At 41.9% G+C, this 23,152-nt stretch carries 17 protein-coding genes; 12 read left to right on the forward strand and 5 right to left on the reverse strand.

Annotation, left to right across the window (positions count from 1 at the left end):
• The first annotated feature begins 178 nt into the window (after positions 1 to 178).
• The 4 genes from V7K32_RS16215 to V7K32_RS16230 all read left to right on the forward strand — a co-directional run bounded on the left by V7K32_RS16215 (position 179) and on the right by V7K32_RS16230 (position 3,306).
• Positions 179 to 709, forward strand: coding sequence for a YsnF/AvaK domain-containing protein (locus tag V7K32_RS16215; protein WP_334994859.1), 531 nt, complete (start codon positions 179 to 181; stop codon positions 707 to 709).
• Between the two features lie 230 nt (positions 710 to 939).
• Positions 940 to 1,377: a hypothetical protein gene (locus V7K32_RS16220; protein ID WP_334994860.1), complete on the forward strand. Its 438-nt coding sequence runs from the start codon at positions 940 to 942 to the stop codon at positions 1,375 to 1,377.
• 170 nt (positions 1,378 to 1,547) lie between these two features.
• Complete coding sequence (locus V7K32_RS16225) at positions 1,548 to 2,069, forward strand: hypothetical protein (protein ID WP_334994861.1); 522 nt, start codon at positions 1,548 to 1,550, stop codon at positions 2,067 to 2,069.
• A 256-nt stretch (positions 2,070 to 2,325) separates the two neighbouring features.
• On the forward strand, positions 2,326 to 3,306 hold the full coding sequence (locus V7K32_RS16230; protein ID WP_334994862.1) for a hypothetical protein: 981 nt from the start codon (positions 2,326 to 2,328) through the stop codon (positions 3,304 to 3,306).
• A 574-nt stretch (positions 3,307 to 3,880) separates the two neighbouring features.
• On the opposite strand, the gene V7K32_RS16235 is transcribed toward V7K32_RS16230, so the two are convergent.
• The gene (locus V7K32_RS16235; RefSeq protein ID WP_334994863.1) at positions 3,881 to 4,906 is read right to left on the reverse strand and encodes a S66 peptidase family protein; all 1,026 of its coding nucleotides are present in this window, start codon (positions 4,904 to 4,906) and stop codon (positions 3,881 to 3,883) included.
• A 654-nt stretch (positions 4,907 to 5,560) separates the two neighbouring features.
• Entirely contained in the window at positions 5,561 to 5,872 is a 312-nt protein-coding gene (locus tag V7K32_RS16240) for a threonine dehydratase (RefSeq protein WP_334994864.1), read from the reverse strand.
• Between the two features lie 485 nt (positions 5,873 to 6,357).
• Between V7K32_RS16240 and V7K32_RS16245 the strand changes: the two genes are divergently transcribed.
• Complete coding sequence (locus tag V7K32_RS16245; protein WP_334994865.1) at positions 6,358 to 8,667, forward strand: glycoside hydrolase family 10 protein; 2,310 nt, start codon at positions 6,358 to 6,360, stop codon at positions 8,665 to 8,667.
• A 313-nt stretch (positions 8,668 to 8,980) separates the two neighbouring features.
• Here V7K32_RS16245 and V7K32_RS16250 read toward each other — a convergent pair whose 3' ends face one another.
• Both V7K32_RS16250 and V7K32_RS16255 read right to left on the reverse strand, forming a co-directional pair.
• Positions 8,981 to 9,859 carry a phosphodiester glycosidase family protein gene (locus V7K32_RS16250; RefSeq protein WP_334994866.1) on the reverse strand — a complete coding sequence of 293 codons (879 nt, stop codon included), beginning with the start codon at positions 9,857 to 9,859 and terminating at the stop codon, positions 8,981 to 8,983.
• Between the two features lie 462 nt (positions 9,860 to 10,321).
• The gene (locus V7K32_RS16255) at positions 10,322 to 12,523 is read right to left on the reverse strand and encodes a PAS domain S-box protein (RefSeq protein WP_334994867.1); all 2,202 of its coding nucleotides are present in this window, start codon (positions 12,521 to 12,523) and stop codon (positions 10,322 to 10,324) included.
• A 436-nt stretch (positions 12,524 to 12,959) separates the two neighbouring features.
• On the opposite strand from V7K32_RS16255, the gene V7K32_RS16260 reads away from it, so the two are divergent.
• The 6 genes from V7K32_RS16260 to V7K32_RS16285 all read left to right on the forward strand — a co-directional run bounded on the left by V7K32_RS16260 (position 12,960) and on the right by V7K32_RS16285 (position 18,587).
• Entirely contained in the window at positions 12,960 to 14,303 is a 1,344-nt protein-coding gene (locus V7K32_RS16260; protein ID WP_334994868.1) for an adenylosuccinate synthase, read from the forward strand.
• Between the two features lie 177 nt (positions 14,304 to 14,480).
• Positions 14,481 to 15,086, forward strand: a complete 606-nt coding sequence (locus V7K32_RS16265) for a 50S ribosomal protein L25/general stress protein Ctc (RefSeq protein ID WP_334994869.1) — start codon at positions 14,481 to 14,483, stop codon at positions 15,084 to 15,086.
• A 100-nt stretch (positions 15,087 to 15,186) separates the two neighbouring features.
• Positions 15,187 to 16,716 carry a bifunctional aminoglycoside phosphotransferase/ATP-binding protein gene (locus V7K32_RS16270; protein ID WP_334994870.1) on the forward strand — a complete coding sequence of 510 codons (1,530 nt, stop codon included), beginning with the start codon at positions 15,187 to 15,189 and terminating at the stop codon, positions 16,714 to 16,716.
• An 85-nt stretch (positions 16,717 to 16,801) separates the two neighbouring features.
• Positions 16,802 to 17,308 carry a hypothetical protein gene (locus V7K32_RS16275; RefSeq protein WP_334994871.1) on the forward strand — a complete coding sequence of 169 codons (507 nt, stop codon included), beginning with the start codon at positions 16,802 to 16,804 and terminating at the stop codon, positions 17,306 to 17,308.
• A 116-nt stretch (positions 17,309 to 17,424) separates the two neighbouring features.
• Entirely contained in the window at positions 17,425 to 18,216 is a 792-nt protein-coding gene (locus V7K32_RS16280) for a YdcF family protein (RefSeq protein WP_334994872.1), read from the forward strand.
• Between the two features lie 149 nt (positions 18,217 to 18,365).
• Positions 18,366 to 18,587 carry a hypothetical protein gene (locus tag V7K32_RS16285; RefSeq protein ID WP_334994873.1) on the forward strand — a complete coding sequence of 74 codons (222 nt, stop codon included), beginning with the start codon at positions 18,366 to 18,368 and terminating at the stop codon, positions 18,585 to 18,587.
• A gap of 551 nt (positions 18,588 to 19,138) precedes the next feature.
• On the opposite strand, the gene V7K32_RS16290 is transcribed toward V7K32_RS16285, so the two are convergent.
• A complete protein-coding gene (locus V7K32_RS16290) occupies positions 19,139 to 19,441 on the reverse strand; it encodes a hypothetical protein (RefSeq protein WP_334994874.1) in 303 nt (100 codons plus the stop codon).
• 637 nt (positions 19,442 to 20,078) lie between these two features.
• Between V7K32_RS16290 and V7K32_RS16295 the strand changes: the two genes are divergently transcribed.
• Entirely contained in the window at positions 20,079 to 22,490 is a 2,412-nt protein-coding gene (locus tag V7K32_RS16295) for a beta strand repeat-containing protein (protein ID WP_334994875.1), read from the forward strand.
• Positions 22,491 to 23,152: the final 662 nt, after the last annotated feature.

Raw genomic sequence — 23,152 nt, forward strand, 5'->3', positions numbered from 1 at the left:
TAGCTAATGCGACTGCCAAGGTTAATCTTTGTTTTATTCGGTTGATGGTTAAGAGGCTTGCTGCACCTTCTTAGATGTCAAATGGGTTCTATATGTCGTTGGTATAACAAGAGAGCAAGCGGAAAATTTACCTGAATATCAAGAGCATACAACACTTGACTACGACTATGAAGAAAAGGTGCGGGGAGGATATCGCACACCGTCTGTAGAAAGTTCAGCTGCGCTAGGATCAACAGTTGGCCGCACTACTCCTAGTCCTGACAAGTACAGCTACGCAGACGACGCGGATCTATATGATGTCAGCGCTCACGAAGATCAAACTTTCAAACTTTACCAAGAAAGGCTAGTTGCTAATAAACAGCGCCGAAAAAGCGGAGAAGTAGCGATTAGTAAGCGTGTTGAAACCGAAACTGCAAGAGTTGCTGTTCCGGTGGAAAAAGAGCGAGTCGTGATTGAGCGAGTGACTTCTCAAGACACAGGCAAAGTTGTGTCTGCTGAAGCGACTGACTTTGCCGAGGGCGAGGTAGCGCATATAGACCTCTATGAAGAAGTTGCAGATATCCATAAGGAAGCTTTTTTGCGAGAAGAAGTCAAAGTGCAGAAAGTTGTAGACAAAGAAACCGTTGAAGCTGAAGAAACCATTCGACGCGAAGAATTAAATGTTGACGCTGATGGAACTCGAATAGAGAATAAAACTGACCGGGGTTAACCTACTTAAATCACAAAGGTGATTGCATTTGAGTTATAGCGGTTCTCGGTTCAGTAGGTACTGAACCCCACCCCCAACCCCCTCATCGCTTGCGGAAAGGGGGCTATGATGTACCTGATCTGGTTAGGAAACGCTATAGTAGGAATGGGTTTTCTACCTACTTCTACTCAAAATTACTTTCAGAAGCTTGATATTGCAAAAGAGTCATTAGTTTAGATGAGGTGGTTAAATTGAAAATAATTCAACAGTTTCGTCAGGTTTTAACAGCTTTAGTGTTGGTATTAGTATTAACAACGACTGCCGCCTGTAGTGGTACTGTTCAAGCTAAACAACCAACTCAATTACCGCCTGCAATCAGTCATAGTGCTGACTATGACTTGTTGTCACGCGGTAACAGTGTACAGGGTAAAGATTTTGGGAACTGGGTTGTCGCTACAGCCAAGGGAATTGTCCAAGATGCTTATGTACGTGACAACAATAAGTTAGGTGTCGTGATTGCGCCTCAAGTTCGTCCGACGGAAGTGCGACCATTAGCAAAATCTTTACTCCAAGGTTTTCACCAAAATTTTCCGAAGCAAGACTTAAAAGTTTTGATGTATGCACCAGACAAAAAACTGATTTTGACGGCTCAGTATGATGTGCAATCTCAGCAAATTGAGTATAAATAAGCTGTTCCACAAATAAACTTGCATAAGCTAGGCGGGCAGGATGCCCACCCCACAATAGTTATATTTAATAAGGGTTATGCAAATTAGATGTTTTTTAGCTTAACGACTCAAAATTTTGGAAAAACCTGAATTAATTCAGTTGATTGTAAGTAGAAAAGGAGACATTTAAAATGAGCAGCAGTGATAAGTATAAACGCGAAATTCTGAATGACTTAGCGCATGGTAATACAGAATCTTTAGATGATGTTTCATCTGACCCAACCAAGGAATACCAAAATTTTGATGATTTTGCTGAACGCTCATCCCACGAAGAACGTCGGCAATTATTTGGTCGGTCTTTCAACCATAACAGCATTCCTCCCAGCCAGATGGAGCCAGAATTGCAGAAGGCGATCGCTCAGATTAAGCCTAACGAACGGGATGATGTTGCGCGGTCATTTTTCAAGCACTTAAAGCAAAGAGGTCTAGACGAGCGCCATCTGGAGCGAGATTTGGGACTTTCTACCCACAACCCTAGCCATATAAGTGCAGATGACCTCAGCAAGCTGGCATCTTTCACATATCATAGCCATCCTGACATCTTCCAAGAAGTGATGGCTGAACAACCAGCGATTCTTAAGTTTCTCAGTAATCCAGTGGTAGGAGCAGCTTTAGGAGCGATCGCCTCTAAATGGTTTGGTCATCATAAGTAAGCATTCCCAAAGTTGATACGGGAGCAACGCGATTTTGTGAGATTTGATTTTTCCTATCAATAAACTAATTTTATTGATAGGAAACTGGGCAAAATTACCGTTTTTTTAGTGTTTTTACTGATGCTATCAGCTTGAAAAAGTTTTTAAAGTGACATTAAAGTGACATTATTTGTTGCTTCTCACTTTTTCGCCTTGCTCCCACTTGATACACATAGTCCTTTATCTGGACGCTGCAAATATAAAGGAGACGATGATTATGACTCAGAATAAGCAACAAGCAGATAAGTATGACGAAAATACCGACCCCAAGCAAGAGCAAACCGATGCTCAATCTTCAGGATCAGGCATTGGTGCTGGTATAGCTGGTGCAGCGATTGGTGGTATACTTGGTGGTCGAGTTGGTGGTGTAGTTGGTGCTGTCGCAGGTGCGGTAGCAGGCGCTTTGGCTGGCAAGGGTACATCTGAAGCTGTTCACGATTCTGTTGAAGGTATAGTAGATGCAGCAAAGAGTATAGGTGAGACTGTTAACCACTCTGTAGAAGAGATAACAGAAGTAGCGAAAGATACAGCACAAGCGGTGAAGCCATCCGTTGTTGATGTAGTAGAGGCAGTTAAGGAGACAGTTCAGGAAACCAAGCCATCTGTAGTTGATGCAATTAAGGGTGCAGCCCAAGAGGTCAAACCAGCTGTTAAAAATGTAGCGGACGCTGTTAAGGAGACAGTTGAGGAAGCCAAACCAGCTTTCAAAGATGCAGCAAAAGAGACAGCGAATGCAGTAAAGGGTGCAGCCCAAGAGGTCAAACCAGCTGTTAAAAATGTAGCGGACGCTGTTAAGGAGACAGTTCAGGAAGCCAAACCAGCTTTCAAAGATGCAGCAAAAGAGACAGCGAATGCAGTAAAGGGTGCAGCCCAAGAGGTCAAACCAGCCGTTAAAAATGTAGCGGACGCTGTTAAAGAGACAGTTCAGGAAGCCAAACCAGCTTTCAAAGATGCAGCAAAAGAGACAGCGAATGCAGTAAAGGGTGCAGCCCAAGAGGTCAAACCAGCTAGTAATCAGGGCGTAGGATTAGATGAACGGCTGCTTGTAGATAATAAGCAGGTGAAAACTGAAGATGTTGGCATGAGGAAAAGTGTTGAAACTCACTCACCCCAATCACTCCCAGTAGAGATTATTGATCGAACCACCTCTGTAAACACTGACACACTAAGAGATGGTGATAAGTTAGACATTCCTTAAGGGGTGTTAGGGGACTTGCAAAAAATAAAGCATTCCCCCATAGATAATTAGAACTTACGCAAAAAGGCAGTGAAAGCCTTTATTTACCGTAGGGGCAATTCATGTAGACGCTGCATCGGCTTCCCGCAGGGTATTGCCCCTACATATTAGACATCTCCAGAAATTAAATATGCGTTATTCAGAACCCTTGTAGAGACGCGAAATTTCGCGTCTCTACATTCTTTTTCGGAGATGTTTATTAGATAAAATGTGAGTCACTATTTTTATATTCTAACCGACTTTCCGCACTTCATCGTGTAATATGCGTAGATTTCCCATATGTGGAAAAAAATGGTTAAATCAACAACATAAATCGCCAATGGTATTCAATATTAATACTTAATAATTTGAACATTATTAGGAATTTTTATTGAAAAGATAGATAATACATTTTGAAGTGCGGAATGTGGGTTCTAATACCATTTATTTGTGAAGCTGCGCCAAATTTTCTTTGTGTCCTTTGCGTCCTTTGCGGTTCGTTCCTCATATAGTTCGGCGCACCTTCATACAGAATTGGTATAACCTCCTGTCTCCTTCACACAAGACTAACAGCCGCCTCTAACATTCGTATTGTCCCAAGTTCAGCATTTATTTCCACTTCTACACCGATTGGCAAAGTAAATTTATCCTTAATATGACCAATCATTGAACCATACCAAGCAGGAATACCTAAAGGAAGTATGTGTTGTTGCAATACTTGCATTAATGTAAATGACGGTTCATCTCCAAGACTACATTTAGTGCATTGGCCAAAGATAAAGCCAGCAATTTGATTAAGTATCCCAGCAGTTTTTAACTGCGTCAGCATCCTATCTATCCGATAAACATCCTCGCCAACTTCTTCCACAAACAGAATGCTTTTGTTCCAAGAAGGTAGGTAAGGTGAACCTACCATCGCTGATAAAATTGACAAGTTTCCACCCACAAGTTTACCTCTGGCCTTTCCCGGTGCTATTGTCTCCACCCGCACTTCGCTAGGGTTGAGATTTTGCATAGTTACCGCTTCAGCATTAAATAGGATGCCCTTGAAGTAATCCACTGTAAATTGATTCCAGGTAGACGTAGCAACTGGCCCATGAAAAGTAATCATTTGACTACGGGCATTAATTGCTAACAACAGCGTCGTAATATCACTGTAACCGATGATAATTTTCGGCTGGGAGCGGATTAGCGAGTAGTTGAGTAAAGGTAAAATGCGATTACAACCCCAACCACCACGCATGGGAATAATTGCTTTTATGGTGCGATCGCTAAACATCAAGTTTACATCCTGGGCGCGATCGCTATCTTTACCTGCTAAATAGCCGTAACGGTCTAAAATATGCTTCCCTAGCTTGACTTTTAACCCTAATTGTGTAATGGATTGCTGCGCTGCTTCGATGTCTTTAACGTCAACGATACCCGCAGGGGAAATCAATCCTACAGTATCGCCAGCTTGCAGGCGGGGCGGCTTGCGGCTGGTGTTTGGAGATGGCTTACCCTCAGCAGTAAGTGATGGTATCTGGGTGGCTAGTGTAGCTAGTCCACAGGTTGTGATAAATTCCCGACGTTTGATATTCATAATCATTTAGTTGGGGATTCGGATAGTGATACCAATTCACGAAAATCGTGATACATATAGATTTCTTGTAGGGGCATCGCAATGCCATGCCCAAACAGCAGCGTATTTGTATCATTATTAAAGTTAAATGGTATAACGAATTGTAATAGCTTATAGCAACGCCTAAATCATTCATAAAAAGTTAGATTCCCGACTTCTAAAATAAGTCGGGGATCTAGAAACCGCGAATTTTCCCAAAGAAAATATGATTGCTTATAGGTGCAGCTAGCGGACTCATCTGTGCTTTCTGTTTTGGTAACAGATTTCTTTTGGGGCTAGGGTTTAGAGGCTAGCGAAATGGGCGGTTAGAAACCGTGTCTAAAGGAGACTTAACCCACCTCCGTGGGTTTCAAAACCTTAATTTGACCTTAGTTTGCACAGGCGGGCAAAAGCCTGTGTAGCCGCGTTCTATTCCATTCGCCAAGGCAAAAGTAAACACGTATGAGATGCGATCGCTTATTACGAAACTCGATTTAAATGGAGAGTGTGAGGCGACACCGAATAGGCCGTCGTAGACATCGCTCTTTATAGTAGATATCAAACAATTATTTCTTGTGGGGTGGGCGCTCGTGTCGCCCACCCCACAAGATTGGATAATTTATTTCTTGGAGTTCCCTAATTCTTTTTCACATCACGAGCCATATTGAGAAAGTAGTCGTCAATTTTGGCATTAGGACGACGGCGGGTAGTGGCGGAAATTTTAGGAGTGTTATCTTGATTCGTTTCGACTGGCTCTTTTGCAGAAGCTTGTTTTATACCTTGCTCCTGATTAGATTCCAAGAAATAACCAGAGCTATTGAATCCAAACAGGTTGCCAAAAAAACCAAAGAAATTTCCGAAAAAATTGGAAACACTTTTGAATAAAACATCAAGCAAGCCTTGAAGACGAAGGAACAAGTTCCGAACAGTTTGAATTAGACCAGACATAACAGCACCCTCTATGATTGCCTATTATCATTGTGACTTAATTTCAATAAGAGGAATGGTGCTATGCAAAAAATCTACCAGGGGTAGGGGTGATACCAATACTGCTCGGTTTTTGGATTTATAGATAGTGTTTTAGACCTGTAGAGACGCGAAATTTCGCGTCTCTACACAAGGCTTTTGGTCTTATCCGAGCAGTATTGGGGGTGATACCATTTTGGATTTTGAATTTTAGATTTTGGATTGGAAACCGCTTAGTGTCTCTAGGTTTTCTCTATCCATCTGTCGCAATCATTTTTAAAATTGGTATGAGAGCAGCAAAAATATATTACAGGTTACTTTGAAACATTTCTATTTGGCACTACTAACCCTATAACTGCGTCAACCATCTTGCAGCTAAATTACTGTATCAGTTTTCCTGGTGCAGCAATTCAACGTTGATATGGAATGAAATATAACCAATTAACCTAATTTAGTAAGTAGAAGTAATGACAACTCAGTTCTGGGAAAAAACCATAAAAATTAATGCTACTCTAACTAACTTACTATTTAAACCTGTAGGTAGAGGCTTACTCCTATGTCGCAGGAAGCTACGTAAAGCGTCTGGTATTGCAGCGCCTTTGATTCATCAAGGTTGGTGGCTTTTAAAGAAGCATCTGCTGCCATTATTATGTCTAATATCATTCGTTGCGGTATTCCTACTCAATAGCTTTGCCCCTAGCTTTGCCCAACTACCTCCTCAACCTCGTCAAGAAATTCGGGGAGTGTGGCTGAGTGGTAACGATTTTAACGTTTTCCGAAATCGCTCAAAGGTGCTTGCAGCCATGAGCCAACTGCGGCAGTTAAACTTTAACACTGTTTATCCAGTAGTGTGGAACGATGGCTATACATATTACCCCAGCGCCATCATGCAAAAAATGGGTATTCCCTTTTTCTTCAAGGGAACAGATGGACAAGATGTGATTGCAGACATAATCAGCCAAGCCCACAGAGAAGGCTTACTAGTAATACCTTGGTTTGAATTTGGTTTCATGGTTCCCCTAAGTTCGGAACTCGCATCGCAGCATCCAGATTGGCTGACACAAAAGGCGGATGAGACTCAAACTTCAATTAGTGCTGCGGGTGAAGTAGCGTGGTTGAATCCGTTTCACCCGCAAGTGCAAAAGTTTATCACCGAACTCGTGATGGAAATCATTACTCAATACGATGCTGATGGCGTTCAATTTGACGACAATACTAGTTTACCTGTGGATTTTGGTTACGATAAATACACAATTAGTCTATATACTCAAGAAACTGGCAATCCTCCCCCACCCAATCCCCAAGCCACAGCATGGATAAAATGGCGAGCAGATAAAATTACTGCATTCATGGTAGACCTCCACCAAACTGTGAAAGCTAGAAAACCCAATGCTATTTTCTCAATTGCTCCTAATTATTATGATTTCGCCTACAAGCTGCAACTGCAAGATTGGCTCAACTGGGTACGGTTGGGTATTGTCGATGAGTTGGTTATGCAAGTATACCGTAATGATTTAGAAAGTTTTATCGCTCAAATTAACCGCCCAGAAATTTTAGAAACAAAACAAGTCATCCCAACTGGTATTGGTATTATGGCTGGGTTACGAAATCGCCCAGTTTCCATAGCACAAATTCAATCCCAGGTAGAAGCAGCGCAACAACGCGGTTTAGGTATCGGCTTTTTCTACTACGAAAGCCTTTGGGATATCGCGCCTGAACCAGCAGCACAACGACAGTCAGCATTTGCGGCTCTTTACCCAAATTCAGCGTTGCGCGATATCTCTCAAAATACACCCCGCAAGCCAACTTTTGATACTATATCCCTACCTTTATACACAAAACCTTCCCTCGGTCAACGGGTTCGCGGCTATTTTTTGGAAATGGCGATCGCAGGTGGTCAACCAAAGCGTATCTTATTAGATACAGGGTCAGCAGGGCTGCGAGTTCCCAAAGAGTTTTTAGGTAATGCCCCTATCCGCAGAACCGGACAAAATATCAAGGAGGTATTAAGTGATGGTACTATCCTGGAGGGCGAATTAGTTTATACTAATATCCGATTTGGTTTGCTTCCCACCGCAGAACCCATTCCGGTACAGATTGTTACTAATCGTCAATGTACTGCCCAAAAGCCTAATTGTTCAGCAAAGAATGGTGTGCCATTTTCCGGTATTATCGGTGTCAACTATTTTGAAAAGTCAGTTCTCTATAATCCGTTGAGAAAATTACTAGGCAATCTGAGTAACGGATTTATCGTGATTGGAAATGGTGGTAGTAATAAGAATGGCAGTTTAATTCTCGGTTTAACTGCTGATAATCAAGCAGATTTCAAAATGGCTGCTTGGAGTAAACAACCTGAAATTAATGATGTACCTGGTGATAGATGGGACTCTCAAGTGAGCAAAGTTTGTCTAACTCTTGCTGGGAGTTCTGCTAAAAATTCTTGTAATGGCACAATGATTACTGATACTGGAACTATTAATGGTTTGACTGAATTCAAATCAGCTTCTACAGCAGCTAAACTCAAACCAGGAGTATTAGGTTCAGCAAATGCTTTGAAAGTAGCAATCAATGGCATTTTTGATTACAGCTTGACACCAGGAACCCGCGACGGATTTAATCGCTGGAATTTGAATATTTCACCACAAGCAGAACTGACTATATTTGTAAATACTGGCATCGCATTTTTTGATAAATACGATGTTCTCTTTGACCAAGTTAATGGAAAACAGGGTTTTCGCAGTCGGCGGAAACAGGAAAGTAAAGACTTGCTCCCTTAGAGGATGAATGAACAAGTTTTGGGCTCTATTCTAATCGCCAGGACTGGTATTAAATTAGACTTGTTCATTCAAGCTCTTAGATAGCATTCAAAACTAGTGGTCTCAATACTGCTCGGATAAGACTAAAAACCTTGTGTAGAGACGCGAAATTTCGCGTCTCTACAGGTCTAAAACACTATCGAAAAATCCAAAAACCGAGCAGTATTGCTAGTGGTCTGTCCCAAAAGTTTTCAGAGGTTCGTGGTGTTCAGAACCCCGACTTCTTGAAGAAGTCGGGGTTCTCGCAGCCCCGCAAAATTAATGAGACAGATAACTAGTTTTCCTGAACCAGCAAAACTGATTTCACCGGACGCTTGATAGAATTTCCTTCCGAATCAACCTTCCCGTAAAAGGTTTTGCCATTGTAATAAAGTGAAGACGAACTCCCCCCGTCAAGATTCATCGCTTTATCAGCACCAAGAGTTTTCATAAAATCAGCTAATGCTGGTAAAGATATCCCAGAATTAGTGGGAGCAGAGGGTTTTTGAGCCACCATAACTAATATAATGCTGCCATCACGGGTAATACCTACGGCAGTTCTGGCGTTCGGTTGGTTGCTGCCAAGTGCATCTCGTTTGGTGGCATTATCTACAAAGCCTTCTTTTGCTAAAGTTAGTTCTGGTAATAGGCTTGGGCCAGCGCTTATAGCATCGACTAACTGACAACCTACTGGCTGTGACGCATTATGCAGGACAATATCATAGCGAAGAGTCTTTCCACATGAGTAACGGCGAAATTCTGCGCGATTTAAAATTTGACTCAGGTAAGATTTTAAGTCGGGATTGTTCACCAGGCGATCGTTTTCTTTGGGGTCAGCAACCAACTTTCTTTGTATGACAACATAAGATGTAGTTTTTTGATTAATTGGGTCAAAAAAACCTGCGTTCAAGATAGCTACGGCTTGATGCTTCTGGGCAAATTCCTTTACGGTGCTTACCTTTTGTGATAGTGCAGGAGTTACCAAAAATTTGCTATTAGCTGGAATCAACAGAATGTGAGCGATGCTTTGGGGCAAAGTGCGCTCGAAGTAACGGATAGTTTTTGGTGGTGAAGATGCAACAGTTGGTATTGACGGTGTTGAGGAATGCAAATTAAACCACAACACCATTGCCAAACTAATAAATATCAAACCCAGTAGTTTAATTTTTCTCACATTTAAACCTTAGCCATCCAATGAACTCGGATGCCGTTAATGCTATCAGGACGTTACGCGATCGCGGCGAACAGTTCCACATTGTACCGCAAAACTTGATTTAATTTTTGAACGTCTACACACGCCAAATAGAGTAAATTGAATAATAGCATGTATCTGTGCTATATTTTTGAAAAATACCTTATCTTTCATAGGGATTGAAACGCTTGAAAATTACTAAAATCCCTATTGCGGATTTAAATTAAGACCATGATCATATTAACTGATATAGCAATCCTAAATGAGTTGTGAAAATCGAGACAATAATATCCCCGACTTCTCAAATAAGTCGGGGATATTATTGTTCACCAATGATTTAATCCTGCTATATTTTTTATTTCTATTAACTAATTTCTAACATGGGCAGAAAGTTTTGGTTGATAGAATTTTTATAGTCTGTGATACTTTCACCAGCAAAATCAATTACCCATCTACTATAACTGATTCCAAATCTGGAGATAGCAAATGTGTGTCTTTAGATGTTGAGGCAGGCAAGTACACTGTAAATTGAGTTCCTCTGTTTACCTGACTGTAAACATTGAGAAAACCACCGTGATTTTTAATAATACCCAACGCTGTGGAAAGTCCTAAACCAGTACCTTTGCCTACATCTTTGGTGGTGAAAAATGGTTCAAAAATCCGTTGCTGGACTTCTGACGACATCCCCATACCAGTATCAGTTACCACGATCGCAATATAAGAACCCGTTTTAGCATCAATATTGATCTGGGCAGAATGTTCACCAATCACCAGATTTTCTGCCGCCATCCTCAATATACCGCCATTGGGCATAGCATCACGGGCATTAACTACTAAGTTTATCAGTACCTGATGTAGTTGAGTTGCGTCTCCACGGACATACCACAGATTTTTAGGGATATCTATCTGACAGATAATAGATTTGGGGAATGTTTGAGCGATAATTTGCTCAATTTCTGCTATCAAAGGCTGAATTTGGAAAATTGTCTGTTTACCTTCGATGCCCCGTGCAAAAGATAACACTTGCTTGAGCAAATTAGCGCCGCGTTTCACATTATTTTCTAAAGTTTGCAGTATTTGCTGACTCTGCGAATCAGGCAATTTTTTCTGCAACAGTTGAACTGACATTAAAATTGGCGATAGTATATTGTTGAGGTCATGGACGATACCGCTAGCTAAAGTGCCGATACTCTCCAAACGTTGCGATCGCAGAAGTTGAGCTTCTAGTTGTTTCTGCTGCGTAATCTCGGTGTTCACACTCAAAATGGATTTGGGTTGTCCATTATCATCCCGCATCAGTATCCACCGACTTTCAACGATAATTACTTTACCTTCCCTTGTCAGTTGATGCAACTCACCCCGCCACTCACCCGTATTCATCACTCTCAAGTAAGCATCTTCTAGCTGTAGTGAAATGTCTTTATACAAAAGTTGCAAAACATTTTTACCGACAACTTCCCCAGTCTTCCAGCCGTACAGACGTTCAGCACCTTGATTCCAAAACAAAATTTGGTTGTAGATATTTCGCACCAAAATCGCATCACTTGATACATCCAGCAGCAACCCTTGTTCACGGATTTTCTGTTCTGCCTGTTTTTGCTGGGTTATATCTCGCATCAGTGCCAAATGGATAAACGTATCATCAGATTCGTTACGCAGTGGTACAGCATGAGTTTCCATGTAGCGACGAGTACCTTTAAATCCCACGATTTCAAATTCCAAAGTCACCTTCTTACCTTGGCAGACATTTTTATGCAAGTCGGCAAAGGCTGCTCTATACTCTGGTACAATTACCTCATCAATAGCTTTACCAATTAATACATCAGCACTTTCCACTTCCATTATTGCCAGCCCTTCTGCATTAATTTCTAAAAGGGTGCCATCGGCGGCAATTAACTGGATGCATTCTGGTTCTGCATCTATCATCGCTCGTAAACGATTTTCGCTTTGCCGTAAGGCCAGTTCTGTCTGCTGAAGTTGTCTGATATAACGCCACAACAAGTCATATAGCAGCGTCACCAGCACTAAATCCACAATAGCAGCGATAAAAAATGTGACTATCGCCTTTTGGGAACTTGCTTGCGACTGCTGCATTCCCTGCTGTAATAAATTTTGCTCTACCTCTAAAAAGCCGTGAATAAGTTGTTGGATTTCTTTGCTGCTTTGCTTGTCTTTGTTAGATAAGATTTGTTGCCGAACTGCTTCAAATCCCTGGTTTTGTCTGAGAAAAATTTCTTGTTGCAGCATTTTGAGCCTGTTGCTAATTTTCGGCTCCAGCAAAGAAATCCACTGCTGGTTTTGATGGTTCGCAGCAGTTAACTTGCTAATAAGTTCAATATTTTTATTAGTTTGTTGATAAGCTGCAATATAAATTTTTAGATCATCTGCATCTGCTGTAATTAGGTAATTACGTTGTGCCGTTTCAGTATCTTTAAGTGCAGATTGGATACTTTCAAGTTGAGTAACCACTTTATAGGAGTATATCACCCATTGCTGATTGTGAATCAGCTTAACAGTGTTGCTATAGGAGACTACAGCATTAGTAAATACAACTGCCAATGCTAGGATGAATATTGCTTTCAGCTTTTGGACTCGATACCATTTTTTGCTCATGCGATCGCCCTTTCTGCCGCAGATGCCCTCCATCAGTTAAAATTTAAAATTAAAAGCAAATACTGAGAATATTTTAATGATTGTGACAGCACGGGTAACAAAATACAATCTCTTAAAGTTGTAAATATCGGCATTTTTGAGATGATGATTTATACATAATAGTTAAAAATAAATCCGCTAATTTTTAATATAAATTCATTTTTAGCAGTGATACTATCGGATACTTTGTTTATCCATAATGTTTACAAATACATTGCATTGCAATGTCTCTACTTTTGAAATTGTAATTAACCCTCCACTATCCGTAAGATCAAAACAAAAGCAGGGCATTGATGTCAACTTAACGCTACATAGGTGGTTTCTAACCGCCTGAATTGAAAACTAAGTTATTCTGCAATAAGCTTGACATGACATGAGTAAGATGTTAATAATAATAGTTTGTGGAAACTTTACTTCTTAATTTAAGCTCTTGGCTAACGTCATTGTCATAGGTGCCCAATGGGGCGATGAAGGAAAAGGTAAAATAACTGACTTACTCAGCCGTTCCGCAGATGTTGTGGTTCGTTACCAAGGGGGTGTCAATGCTGGACACACAATTGTAGTTAAAGGTCAGACCTTTAAGCTACACTTGATTCCCTCTGGTATTTTGTATCCAAATACCGATTGCATAATCGGCTGTGGAACAGTCATCGACCCACAGATTTTGATTGCAGAAATCGACCAACTAAAAGAACTAAATATTTCCACTGACCACCTGCTGATATCTGAGACAGCCCACGTAACCATGCCTTATCATCGCTTGATTGACCAGGCATCGGAAGAACGACGGGGAAGCCATAAGATCGGCACAACAGGTCGGGGCATTGGGCCGACTTATGCTGATAAATCTGAACGTACAGGCATTCGGGTTTTAGACTTGATGAACCCCGATGAGCTACGTGAGCAGTTGGAGTGGACGATTAATTATAAAAACGTCATTTTAGAAAAGCTTTACAACTTGCCGCCTTTAGATGCAAAAGAGGTGATTGAGGAGTATTTGGGATATGCAGAACGGTTGCGCCCTTACGTTATTGATACATCGTTAAAAATATCCGATGCGATTGGGCGACGGCGGAATATTTTGTTTGAAGGCGCACAAGGTACGCTCCTTGACTTAGATCATGGAACTTATCCCTATGTCACCTCCTCTAATCCGGTAGCCGGGGGGGCTTGCGTTGGTACAGGGGTAGGGCCGACAATGATTGACCGGGTAATTGGAGTGTCGAAAGCCTACACGACACGAGTGGGAGAAGGGCCATTTCCCACAGAATTGGATGGACACTTGGGAGAATTGTTGTGCGAGCGCGGTGCAGAATTTGGCACAACCACCGGACGCAAACGGCGCTGTGGCTGGTTTGATGCGGTCATCGGTCGCTATGCCGTGCGGATTAATGGCATGGATTGTATGGCACTCACTAAACTAGATGTCCTCGACGAATTAGAGGAAATCCAAGTTTGTGTCGCATACAACATAGATGGCCAACGCAGCGAACACTTCCCCACAAGTTCTCGTAAATTTGCTAGATGTCGCCCCATCTACAAAACCTTACCAGGATGGAAAGTGTCAACAACCCACTGCCGCACCCTGGAAGACTTGCCACAGCAAGCACTGGACTATCTAAAATTCCTCGCTGAATTAATGGAAGTCCCGATTGCGATCGTCTCATTAGGAGCAAGCCGCGATCAAACCATAATCGTAGAAGACCCCATCCACGGACCCAAACGTGCTTTATTCCAGGCCGACGGCACACCTGCTACCCTACTCAGTGCTTAGTTAAGAGTGAGGAGTGAAGAGTTAAGAGTGAAGAGTTAAAAGTTAAAGAGTTAAGAGTTAAGAATGAGTAATTAAATCAAAACTCCTAACTCCTAACTCCCAACTCCTAACTCCTAACTCCTAACTCCCAACTCCTAACTCCTAACTCCTAACTCTAATTAACAACTAACAACTTCTATGGCTATTACAGTCGAATCTCAAAAACGTCCAGAAGGTAGCAAGCCAAGAGCTTTGCGCCGTGCTGGACTCATCCCTGCCAATTTGTATGGTCATAAGGGTACAGAATCCATTTCTTTGACCATTGATGCTAAAACTGTTGAACGCTTGCTCAAAAGAGCTTCAGTCAACAATACATTGATTGAGTTGAATATTGCTGATGCACCTTGGCGCGGCAAAACTTTGCTGCGGGAACTTCAAATCCATCCAGCAAAAGGCACGCCTTACCACCTCAGCTTTTTCGCGGTTGCAGGCCACGGTGACACAACTGTAGAAGTGCGGCTGCGTTTTGTGGGAACTGCTGTTGGTGTTAAACAAGAAGGTGGGGTGTTAGACACCGTAATCACCGAATTGCAAGTGAGTTGTGCGCCAGAAAACATCCCAGATGTAATTGAAATCGATGTCTCTAACATGCAAATAGGAGACAGCTTGAGTATTAGTGATATACCCTTTCCTGAAGGTGTAACACCTCTAGCTGAATCGGAGCGACTTGTTGTGAGCGTTTTGCCACCACAAATTAGCGCTGAAGATGCTGGGACAGCAACTGAAACTGAAGCAGCTTCTTAAGCTAGGTAAACTGTGTAATAATTTTTGATGATACCAGGGGGGAACTCCTGGTTTTTTTGTATTTGAACCTTTCTAGGCGCAGAGAGCGCAGAGGACAGAGATGACAGAAGCGACTCTTCCAGCTTTTATTGAGCAAATGTTGCAACCTGGATTTTATCCCCATCCAGTAACAGAACCTATTCAATTAATTCAAACCCACATTTCTTATGTGCTGCTGACTGGAGATTACGCCTATAAACTAAAAAAACCGATGAATTTTGGTTTTTTAGATTTTTCCACCTTAGAGAAGCGGCAACATTTTTCTCAGGAAGAGTTGCGGTTGAATCAACGAGGCGCAGGTGAACTGTATTTAGAAGTTTTGCCGATAACTTTGGTAGGGGAACAATACCATTTAGGAGGAAGTGATGAGCCTGTAGAATATGTGCTAAAGATGCGCCAGTTTCCGCAAGAGTCGCTATTAAGTACACTATTTGAACAGGGTAAGTTGAATGAGACACACCTAGATGAGTTGGGACGGGTGGTGGCTCAATATCATGCCGAAGCACAGACGAATGATTATATTAGCAGTTTTGGTGAAGTGCCAAAAGTTCGGGCTGCCTTTGACGAGAATTATCAACAAACTGAAAAGTATATTGGTGGCCCCCAGACTCAGGCGCAATTTACAGAAACAAAGCAATATACAGATAAGTTTTTTGCCGAATGTCCAGAATTATTTGCTAGCAGAATTCATAACAACTATATTCGTGAATGTCACGGGGATTTACACCTGAGAAATATTGCGTTGTGGCACGAGAAAATCTTGCTGTTCGATTGCATTGAGTTTAATGAGCCGTTTCGCTTTGTCGATGTGATGTACGATGTGGCGTTCACGGTAATGGATTTGTCAGCGCGAGAGCGCAAAGACTTGGGTAATGCGTTTTTGAATTCATACATAGAGCAAACTGGAGACTGGGAAGGCTTGCAGGTGCTACCCTTGTATTTAAGCCGTCAGGCTTATGTTCGAGCGAAGGTAACTTCATTTTTGCTAGACGATCCGAGTGTACCCGCGACGGTAAAGCAAGAAGCGACAAAAACGGCTGCTGAGTATTACAAACAGGCTTGGGACTACACTAAACCAAAGCTGGGAGAACTAATTTTGATGTCGGGGTTGTCGGGTTCTGGTAAAAGTACCACAGCAAGGCATTTAGCCCGTCAACTAGGAGCGATTCACCTGCGTTCGGATGCGGTGCGGAAACATTTAGGGGGAATTCCCTTGTGGGAAAAAGGTGGTAATGATTTGTATACCCCTGAGATGACCGAAAAAACCTACACACGACTGTTGGAATTGGGAATTATCCTGGCTAAACAAGGTTTTTCGGTGATTTTGGATGCCAAGTACGATCGCCAGCAGTTACGCCAAGAAGCGATCGCTCAAGCTACAAAGCACCAACTTTCCCTTCAGATTATCCAATGCACAGCACCCCTTGAAGTTATAAAACAGCGTCTGAACAACCGCACTGGTGATATCGCTGATGCTACCGCCGATTTATTAGACTCACAAATCAAACAAGCTGAACCTTTCACTGAAGAAGAACAACCTTACGTAAAGATTTTGGATACAACTCAACCACAACAGGCACAATTAAGATAATTCGTAATTCGTAATTCGTAATTCTTAATTCAATTGAAAATTAGGAGTTACGAATTAGTAATTAGTTAATAGCTTTTTTTACTCTATGGCAGACAAAAAGAACGACCTTTTCAGTATTTCTCCCAGCTTCTTTTCTCAGTTGTTATTTGGGGCATTTTTAATATTTATATTAATAATGACCGGCTCCGCACCAGCCCTGAGCATCTTCTTAGGTATTATGGGCGGTTTTATCCTCACTTGGATCACAAATGTAACCGATAATAGCGCCCAGGCGTCAACTGTCGCCTCCTCTGATGGTGTCGATACAGGACTAAAATACTGGTTATTTTTCATGCTTGGCTTTGTATACTTGGGGTATCCAGCACCCATGAGTGTCTTGCTAGGTGCAATAGGAGCTTTAGCTGGAGGCTGGATTACTGCTTGGTGGGGAAGTAAGGAACCAACTAGAACTCAGTTGCAAGTTGAAGAATCAGAAGAGGGCGAAATTGAACCAACGAATGACAGGCTCAACAAACGGCAAACAAGAAGACCCGCCCGCCGTTACCGTCGCACTTCTGGAAGTATTATCAATTTCAGGTTTTGGGAAAAGTAGTAAATTTGGGAATGGGGAATTGGGAATTGGGCATTGGACATTGGACATTAGTCAATAATCAATGTTTTTCTCCTACTCCCTCATCTCCATGATCTCCCCAATCCCCATTCCCCGCCATGTTTTTATATCTCTCCAAATTACTGCCACTATTTTTTTATCCACTAGGATTAGCCTGTGTGAGTTTGGTAGTAGCATTAGTCACGTTGTGGAAACGACCCCGCACTGCGGCGATCGCAATTGCTTTTGCTTTGACTTTATTGCTATTTTGTAGTAATGCTTGGATTGCTAAATCATTAGTGCGATCGCTAGAATGGCAAAATCTTCCACTCGCCCAAATACCAGTTGCAGAAGCAATTGTAGTTTTGGGTGGCGCAACCAAATCAGCTTTTTTCCCAAGACCTACCGTCGATTTGAGTGAAGCAGGCGAGCGCGTTATTTATGCCGCCCAATTGTATCGCCAAAAAAGAGCGCCTATAATCATTCTGAGCGGAGGGCGCATCGATTGGCGTGGTAGTGGTTCCTCAGAGTCCGCAGATATGGCAACAATACTCACATCTATTGGTATTCCATCTGAGGCAATTATCCAAGAACCTGAATCTCTAAATACTTATCAAAATGCTGTAAATGTCCGCAAAATTTTGGCGTCTCGTAGCATAAATCAGGTATTATTAGTTACTTCTGCAATGCACATGCCGCGATCGCTTCAGATTTTCCAACGTCAAGGGATTAATGTCATTCCTGCACCGACTGACTTTCTTGTTAGTGAGGGTGAACTGCAAGAACTCGGCAACACTCCCAAAGCCGCTATACTGAATTTATTACCTGATACCGACAACTTGCACCAATTTACCAGCGCTTTAAAAGAGTACATTGGTTCTTTAGTTTATCGCTTACGCGGTTGGCTTTAATTAGAGTTAGGAGTTGTTAATTATAAGTTATGAGTTGTTAATTATGAAATGTAGTAATTTCCTAAACTTCTAACTTCTAACTCCCAACTTCTAACTGCCAACTCCTAACTCTAAACTCCTAACTCCTAACTCCTAACTTTATTAACTTTATGTCTAAAAACTTACCTTATATTATGCCATCCCCTCAACACCAAGTTGAGGAAGCATTTGCCGCTTACCAAACAACTCATCAGTTTTACCACGAAGTTCGTTCACGGTCAGAGTTTCAACGTTATTGTGAATGGTATTATACAACAGCAGAACAGAACCGCCAAGAGCTTAAAAGAATGCGCGGCGAACTGAATATTTTTCAGTGGTTTCGCCGCCGATAAGTGATTTAGATGACTTCTAACTCATTTTCACGTAAATGTCCAATTCCGTAAAATAGCAACACTTTCAGCCATTATCCTCCTAAATATGCTCACACAATGCTCAAACACCTTACTTTCACCCTTTGAGCCTGAATGATAGGTATAAATTACTACTCAGTAACCATGCTCAAAAAATGCTCACCCTTCCAGGGGTATCTCTCTCTTATGTCCCAATTTACTCCAACAACTACTGCAACTAAATTAAACATACCTCTATCTGCAAAATGACATCAATTTTCTAAGAAAAAACATAACTTTTTGCAATTCCCTTACCCTGCACCCCCAGGGGGTAGTAAAAAGGCAAGTCACCATTAATTACACTTCAGACATCTGACTTTTACTTATTTTCCTCCCTCCGGTCACCGCTCACTGTTCAATCAATGTGTATGTTCGGATAATAGGATTTTAGCTTAGTTCGATTCATACACATTGATGGAATGGTTAGCGGTGACCGGGGGAAATATGAACCTAATATCACTTGAGAATTTGAGAATGGGTGCGGTTGCGTTAATCTAAGTTGCTTGGCTTGAACCTGTTGATTCATGCGTACCATTCCCCTTGTTAACTCGCTGCAATTCTGTGTAGTGGAATGATATATCTCTCCTCTTCTTCGCTTGTTTTGGCAAGTCTCCTTTTAGCACTACCCTCACCCATACATCAGAAGTTGTCTTGGCTATCACGGCATCTATCCGGTGATATGGGGAGTCGGGTGAAAACTCAGGTGTACCGCTTACCGCCTTCTCTTGGCGAGAACATTGAGGAGATAGTGGGAGAATTAGAGATGATACGGCATATCCTTGATAGTTGAGAGTCAAGGGTGGAGGAGAGTAGGGGAAAGAGTGCGGGTGGTCAACCTGGGGAGAGGTACAAATACGTTGCTCAACTGTTAGGTGACCTAAAACACGCTATGCGAATGACGGGGGAGGAGTTAATTGAGTAAACGATTGGAAAGCAAGACGGTGACAGATAGAAATAACCCCCTAGAATGCTTATCTCTCAAGCATCTTAATTTAGTCACACTAATACTCACACTAAATTCACACATAGGAGAGATAGGCACTAAAAAACCCCTTGATTGCTTATTTCAAGGGGTAATTAATAGTTGAATGATAAGGTTTATTTATCTCTATCCTGAATCTTAGATGTCTGTTAATTCTCTTTGTTTGTCAGGTTGTAAATAATGCCTTCCCTTTGTGTTTTTAACATAACTTCGGGTGCGTAGGCCTAGCCCGTCGTAGACATCGCATATTGCCGTCTTTTACTTTCTGCTGTGCGATCGCCTGTAAACTCAGCCGCAGCTTCTGTATTCCAGGCATTTTCTGTTGGTATGACTTCTACCACAATACCCCCATTAGATTGTTTTAACTTTCGGTATGTGTGCGGATGATTGGTACTAAACTCAAGGTTGAGAACTGAAGTTACTGAAAAAATCGATTTAGGTAGGTAAAAATTATGGCAGATATTATTGGAACCGACAGGAATGATACCCTACTAGGCACTTACAGCGCGGACACGATTAAGGGTCTTGCAGGCAACAATACCATCACAGCTAAGGAGGGCGACGAGACCCTAACTGGTGGTGGCGGCAAAGATATATTTGTTTACAACTTCGGCGACGACATATACTCCTCAAACCTCAACCTCGGCATAGATACCATCACTGATTTCGGTGGCGTAGGTAAAGGAACAAACCCAACAGCAGCAGCCATTGCCAAAGTCGATACCATCAAATTTCAAGGTGCAGGCTTCACTGCCGAAAATCTGCTGCTTACCCAGAATGGCAGCAATCTGGAAATCACCTTTAATGGGATAAATTCTACCAAAGTCATCTTGCAAAACTTTGCCCTGGAAAACCTGGATAACCTGAGCAAATCTACAGGAGCGACTGTAGACTTGGGCAATATAGAGTTTGATGGGCAAAGTAGTGTTAGTGATAGCTTTGATGTCTTCAATGCCAACTCCACCCAAAGCACTATCTTCAATAAGAACACAGTCACCTTCCTTAACGACCTCGACAATAATGTTAGCGGCTTTGACAACTCAAATGATGTCATAAATGGTCAGGGGGGTGATGACTTTATTGATGGCAAAAGTGGCAACGATTTATTGCGGGGTGGTGCGGGCAATGATACTCTCATTGGTGGTGTAGGAAATGATACACTTTTTGCTGGTGCGGAGAATAAGATCCTTAGTAGTATTGGCAATAACTCGAATGCTGACTATAAGTATTTTGAAGGCAATAATAATCTTCTCTCCGGTGGCGATGGCAATGATTTTCTCTATGCTTCTGGCGACACATACAGTACTACTAATCTTTATTATGTCTCTGGCAATAACACCCTCAACGGTGGCGCTGGTGACGATACGTTAAATATTAACTTTTCAACAGGCGATAACCTGCTCAATGGTGGCGATGGCAATGATTCTCTCTATGCCTCTAACGACTACAGCTCTACCATTAGCGTCTTTGGCAATAATACCCTCAACGGTGGCGCTGGTGACGATAACTTGAGTGTTGACTCTTCAACAGGCGATAACCTGCTCAATGGAGGCGATGGCAATGATTCTCTCTTTGAGTCTGGGTTCAAGTACTTGATTGGTGGTGCCGTTGGTGCTTCAGGCAATAACACCCTTAACGGTGGTGCTGGTAATGATTACTTGACTGCTAACTATTCAACAGGCAATAACTTACTCGATGGTGGCATTGGTAATGATACCTTGGATGTTAGCGCTTCACAAGGCGATAACCTACTTAATGGTGGCGATGGTAATGATTATCTCAATGCCTTAATTGGGAGTCCCAGACCCGGCATTATTGATCTCTCTTCAGGCGATAACACCCTCAACGGTGGAGCTGGTAATGATACATTTGATATTAACTATTCAACAGGGAATAACCTACTCAATGGTGGCGATGGCAATGATTCTCTCTCCGGTTCTGGCTCTTATTATGATGATTACGTAGGATTCGTCGTCGCTTCTGGCAATAATACCCTTAATGGTGGCGCTGGTGACGATACATTAAATGTTAACTATTCAAAAGGCGATAACCTCCTCAATGGTGGCGATGGCAATGATTCTCTCTCCGGTTCTGGTTCCTTAGAGGATTACGAATTATTCAACGGTTCTGGCGGCTACTTGGAGGTGCACGAATTCTTCGCCGCTTCTGGCAAGAATACCCTCAACGGTGGTACTGGTGACGATACATTAAATATTGACTATTCATCAGGCAACAATCTGCTGTCTGGAGATGATGGTAATGACACTCTTAGTGCCTCTGGCTATGAGTACGACAAACAGGGCGAGTCTGGCAAAGGAGTTTATCGCAGAGCATCAGGAAATAATACCCTCAACGGTGGCGCTGGTGCTGATAACTTAATTGTTGATTATTCAACAGGCACTAATTTGCTCTTAGGGGGCGATGGTAACGATACTCTTAGTGCATATAGCGCATTAGGTAATAACACTCTTAATGGTGGTTCTGGTAATGATCTCCTCATAGGTGGCAAGGGGAATGATACCCTTTATGGTGGCAAGGGTAATGATACCCTGTATGGAGGGGATGGTGCTGATACCTTTGTTTTCAACAGTTACAATGAGGGCATTGATAGACTTTATGACTTCAACGCCACTAATGACCTGATTCAAATACCGTATAGTTCTGATTACGGAGCTTCATTATCAGGTAGTAAATTTACCATCGGAACATCTGCAACGACGATCGCTCAACGATTCATCTATGACAATATTACAGGTGGACTGTTCTTTGACCAAGATGGCAGTGCGTCTGGGTTTACTCAGGTACAATTTGCACAACTATCTGCTGGATTGTCACTAACCGAAAACAATTTTGTCTTTGGTTAATCCTATTAGCGCTGCATTACTAAGCGATAAATATTGAGAATGCAAGGTGCTTAATATGGGAGCATCCCAAATGTGCAAGTTTATTTTTATACGGTATTTTGACTTAGGTGGAGAATGAAATAACGAACCGCATAGACGCAAACGCGAGTGCGTCTCGTCAGAGAAGAACGCAAAGGAAAGAGGTTTGTACAGAGTTTTTGTACTAGTCCTGTGTCTTTTGGCAAGATTGGGATGCTCTGATACGGCCACCCTGGTAATAATATGAAGAATATGTAAACTTGTTTTTTTCAACATAGACATTTAAGTAAGTACGTTACTATGTAGTTGTTGTCAAGTTATTTAGATTTTTCCTATTTCCAAGCTAGATATCCACCGACAATAGACCCCAAGGAGCGCATAAAAATATCTTTGACTATCAAAAGTAAACTATTCTCTATTTAACGCTAGTAAGACTTACGCATTGACAAAAAACCAACCTCTTGAGTGGGAGTTTTAGGCATTTCAGCTTAATTTTTCGAGTTTTTTTCAGCTTTCACAGATAATAAAGGATGATAAAAAAGCCTGAAACTATGTGTTTTCCTTAATGCACACGCTGATGAATTTGTACAGTGCCATTCGGCTTAGATAGTCCTAAATCAGTTGGCAAGTATTACTTACAAGCC

It is taken from the genome of Nostoc sp. (genome assembly GCF_036917635.1).
Taxonomy (GTDB): Bacteria; Cyanobacteriota; Cyanobacteriia; order Cyanobacteriales; family Nostocaceae; genus Nostoc.

Excerpts from the sequence above, each read along its gene's own strand:
- V7K32_RS16235 (WP_334994863.1), bottom strand. The coding sequence starts at position 4,906 with ATGAATATCAAACGTCGGGAATTTATCACAACCTGTGGACTAGCTACA.
- V7K32_RS16230 (WP_334994862.1), top strand. The coding sequence starts at position 2,326 with ATGACTCAGAATAAGCAACAAGCAGATAAGTATGACGAAAATACCGAC.
- V7K32_RS16240 (WP_334994864.1), bottom strand. The coding sequence starts at position 5,872 with ATGTCTGGTCTAATTCAAACTGTTCGGAACTTGTTCCTTCGTCTTCAA.
- V7K32_RS16255 (WP_334994867.1), bottom strand. The coding sequence starts at position 12,523 with ATGGAGGGCATCTGCGGCAGAAAGGGCGATCGCATGAGCAAAAAATGG.
- V7K32_RS16225 (WP_334994861.1), top strand. The coding sequence starts at position 1,548 with ATGAGCAGCAGTGATAAGTATAAACGCGAAATTCTGAATGACTTAGCG.
- V7K32_RS16270 (WP_334994870.1), top strand. The coding sequence starts at position 15,187 with ATGACAGAAGCGACTCTTCCAGCTTTTATTGAGCAAATGTTGCAACCT.
- V7K32_RS16285 (WP_334994873.1), top strand. The coding sequence starts at position 18,366 with ATGTCTAAAAACTTACCTTATATTATGCCATCCCCTCAACACCAAGTT.
- V7K32_RS16265 (WP_334994869.1), top strand. The coding sequence starts at position 14,481 with ATGGCTATTACAGTCGAATCTCAAAAACGTCCAGAAGGTAGCAAGCCA.
- V7K32_RS16275 (WP_334994871.1), top strand. The coding sequence starts at position 16,802 with ATGGCAGACAAAAAGAACGACCTTTTCAGTATTTCTCCCAGCTTCTTT.
- V7K32_RS16280 (WP_334994872.1), top strand. The coding sequence starts at position 17,425 with ATGTTTTTATATCTCTCCAAATTACTGCCACTATTTTTTTATCCACTA.
- V7K32_RS16245 (WP_334994865.1), top strand. The coding sequence starts at position 6,358 with ATGACAACTCAGTTCTGGGAAAAAACCATAAAAATTAATGCTACTCTA.
- V7K32_RS16295 (WP_334994875.1), top strand. The coding sequence starts at position 20,079 with ATGGCAGATATTATTGGAACCGACAGGAATGATACCCTACTAGGCACT.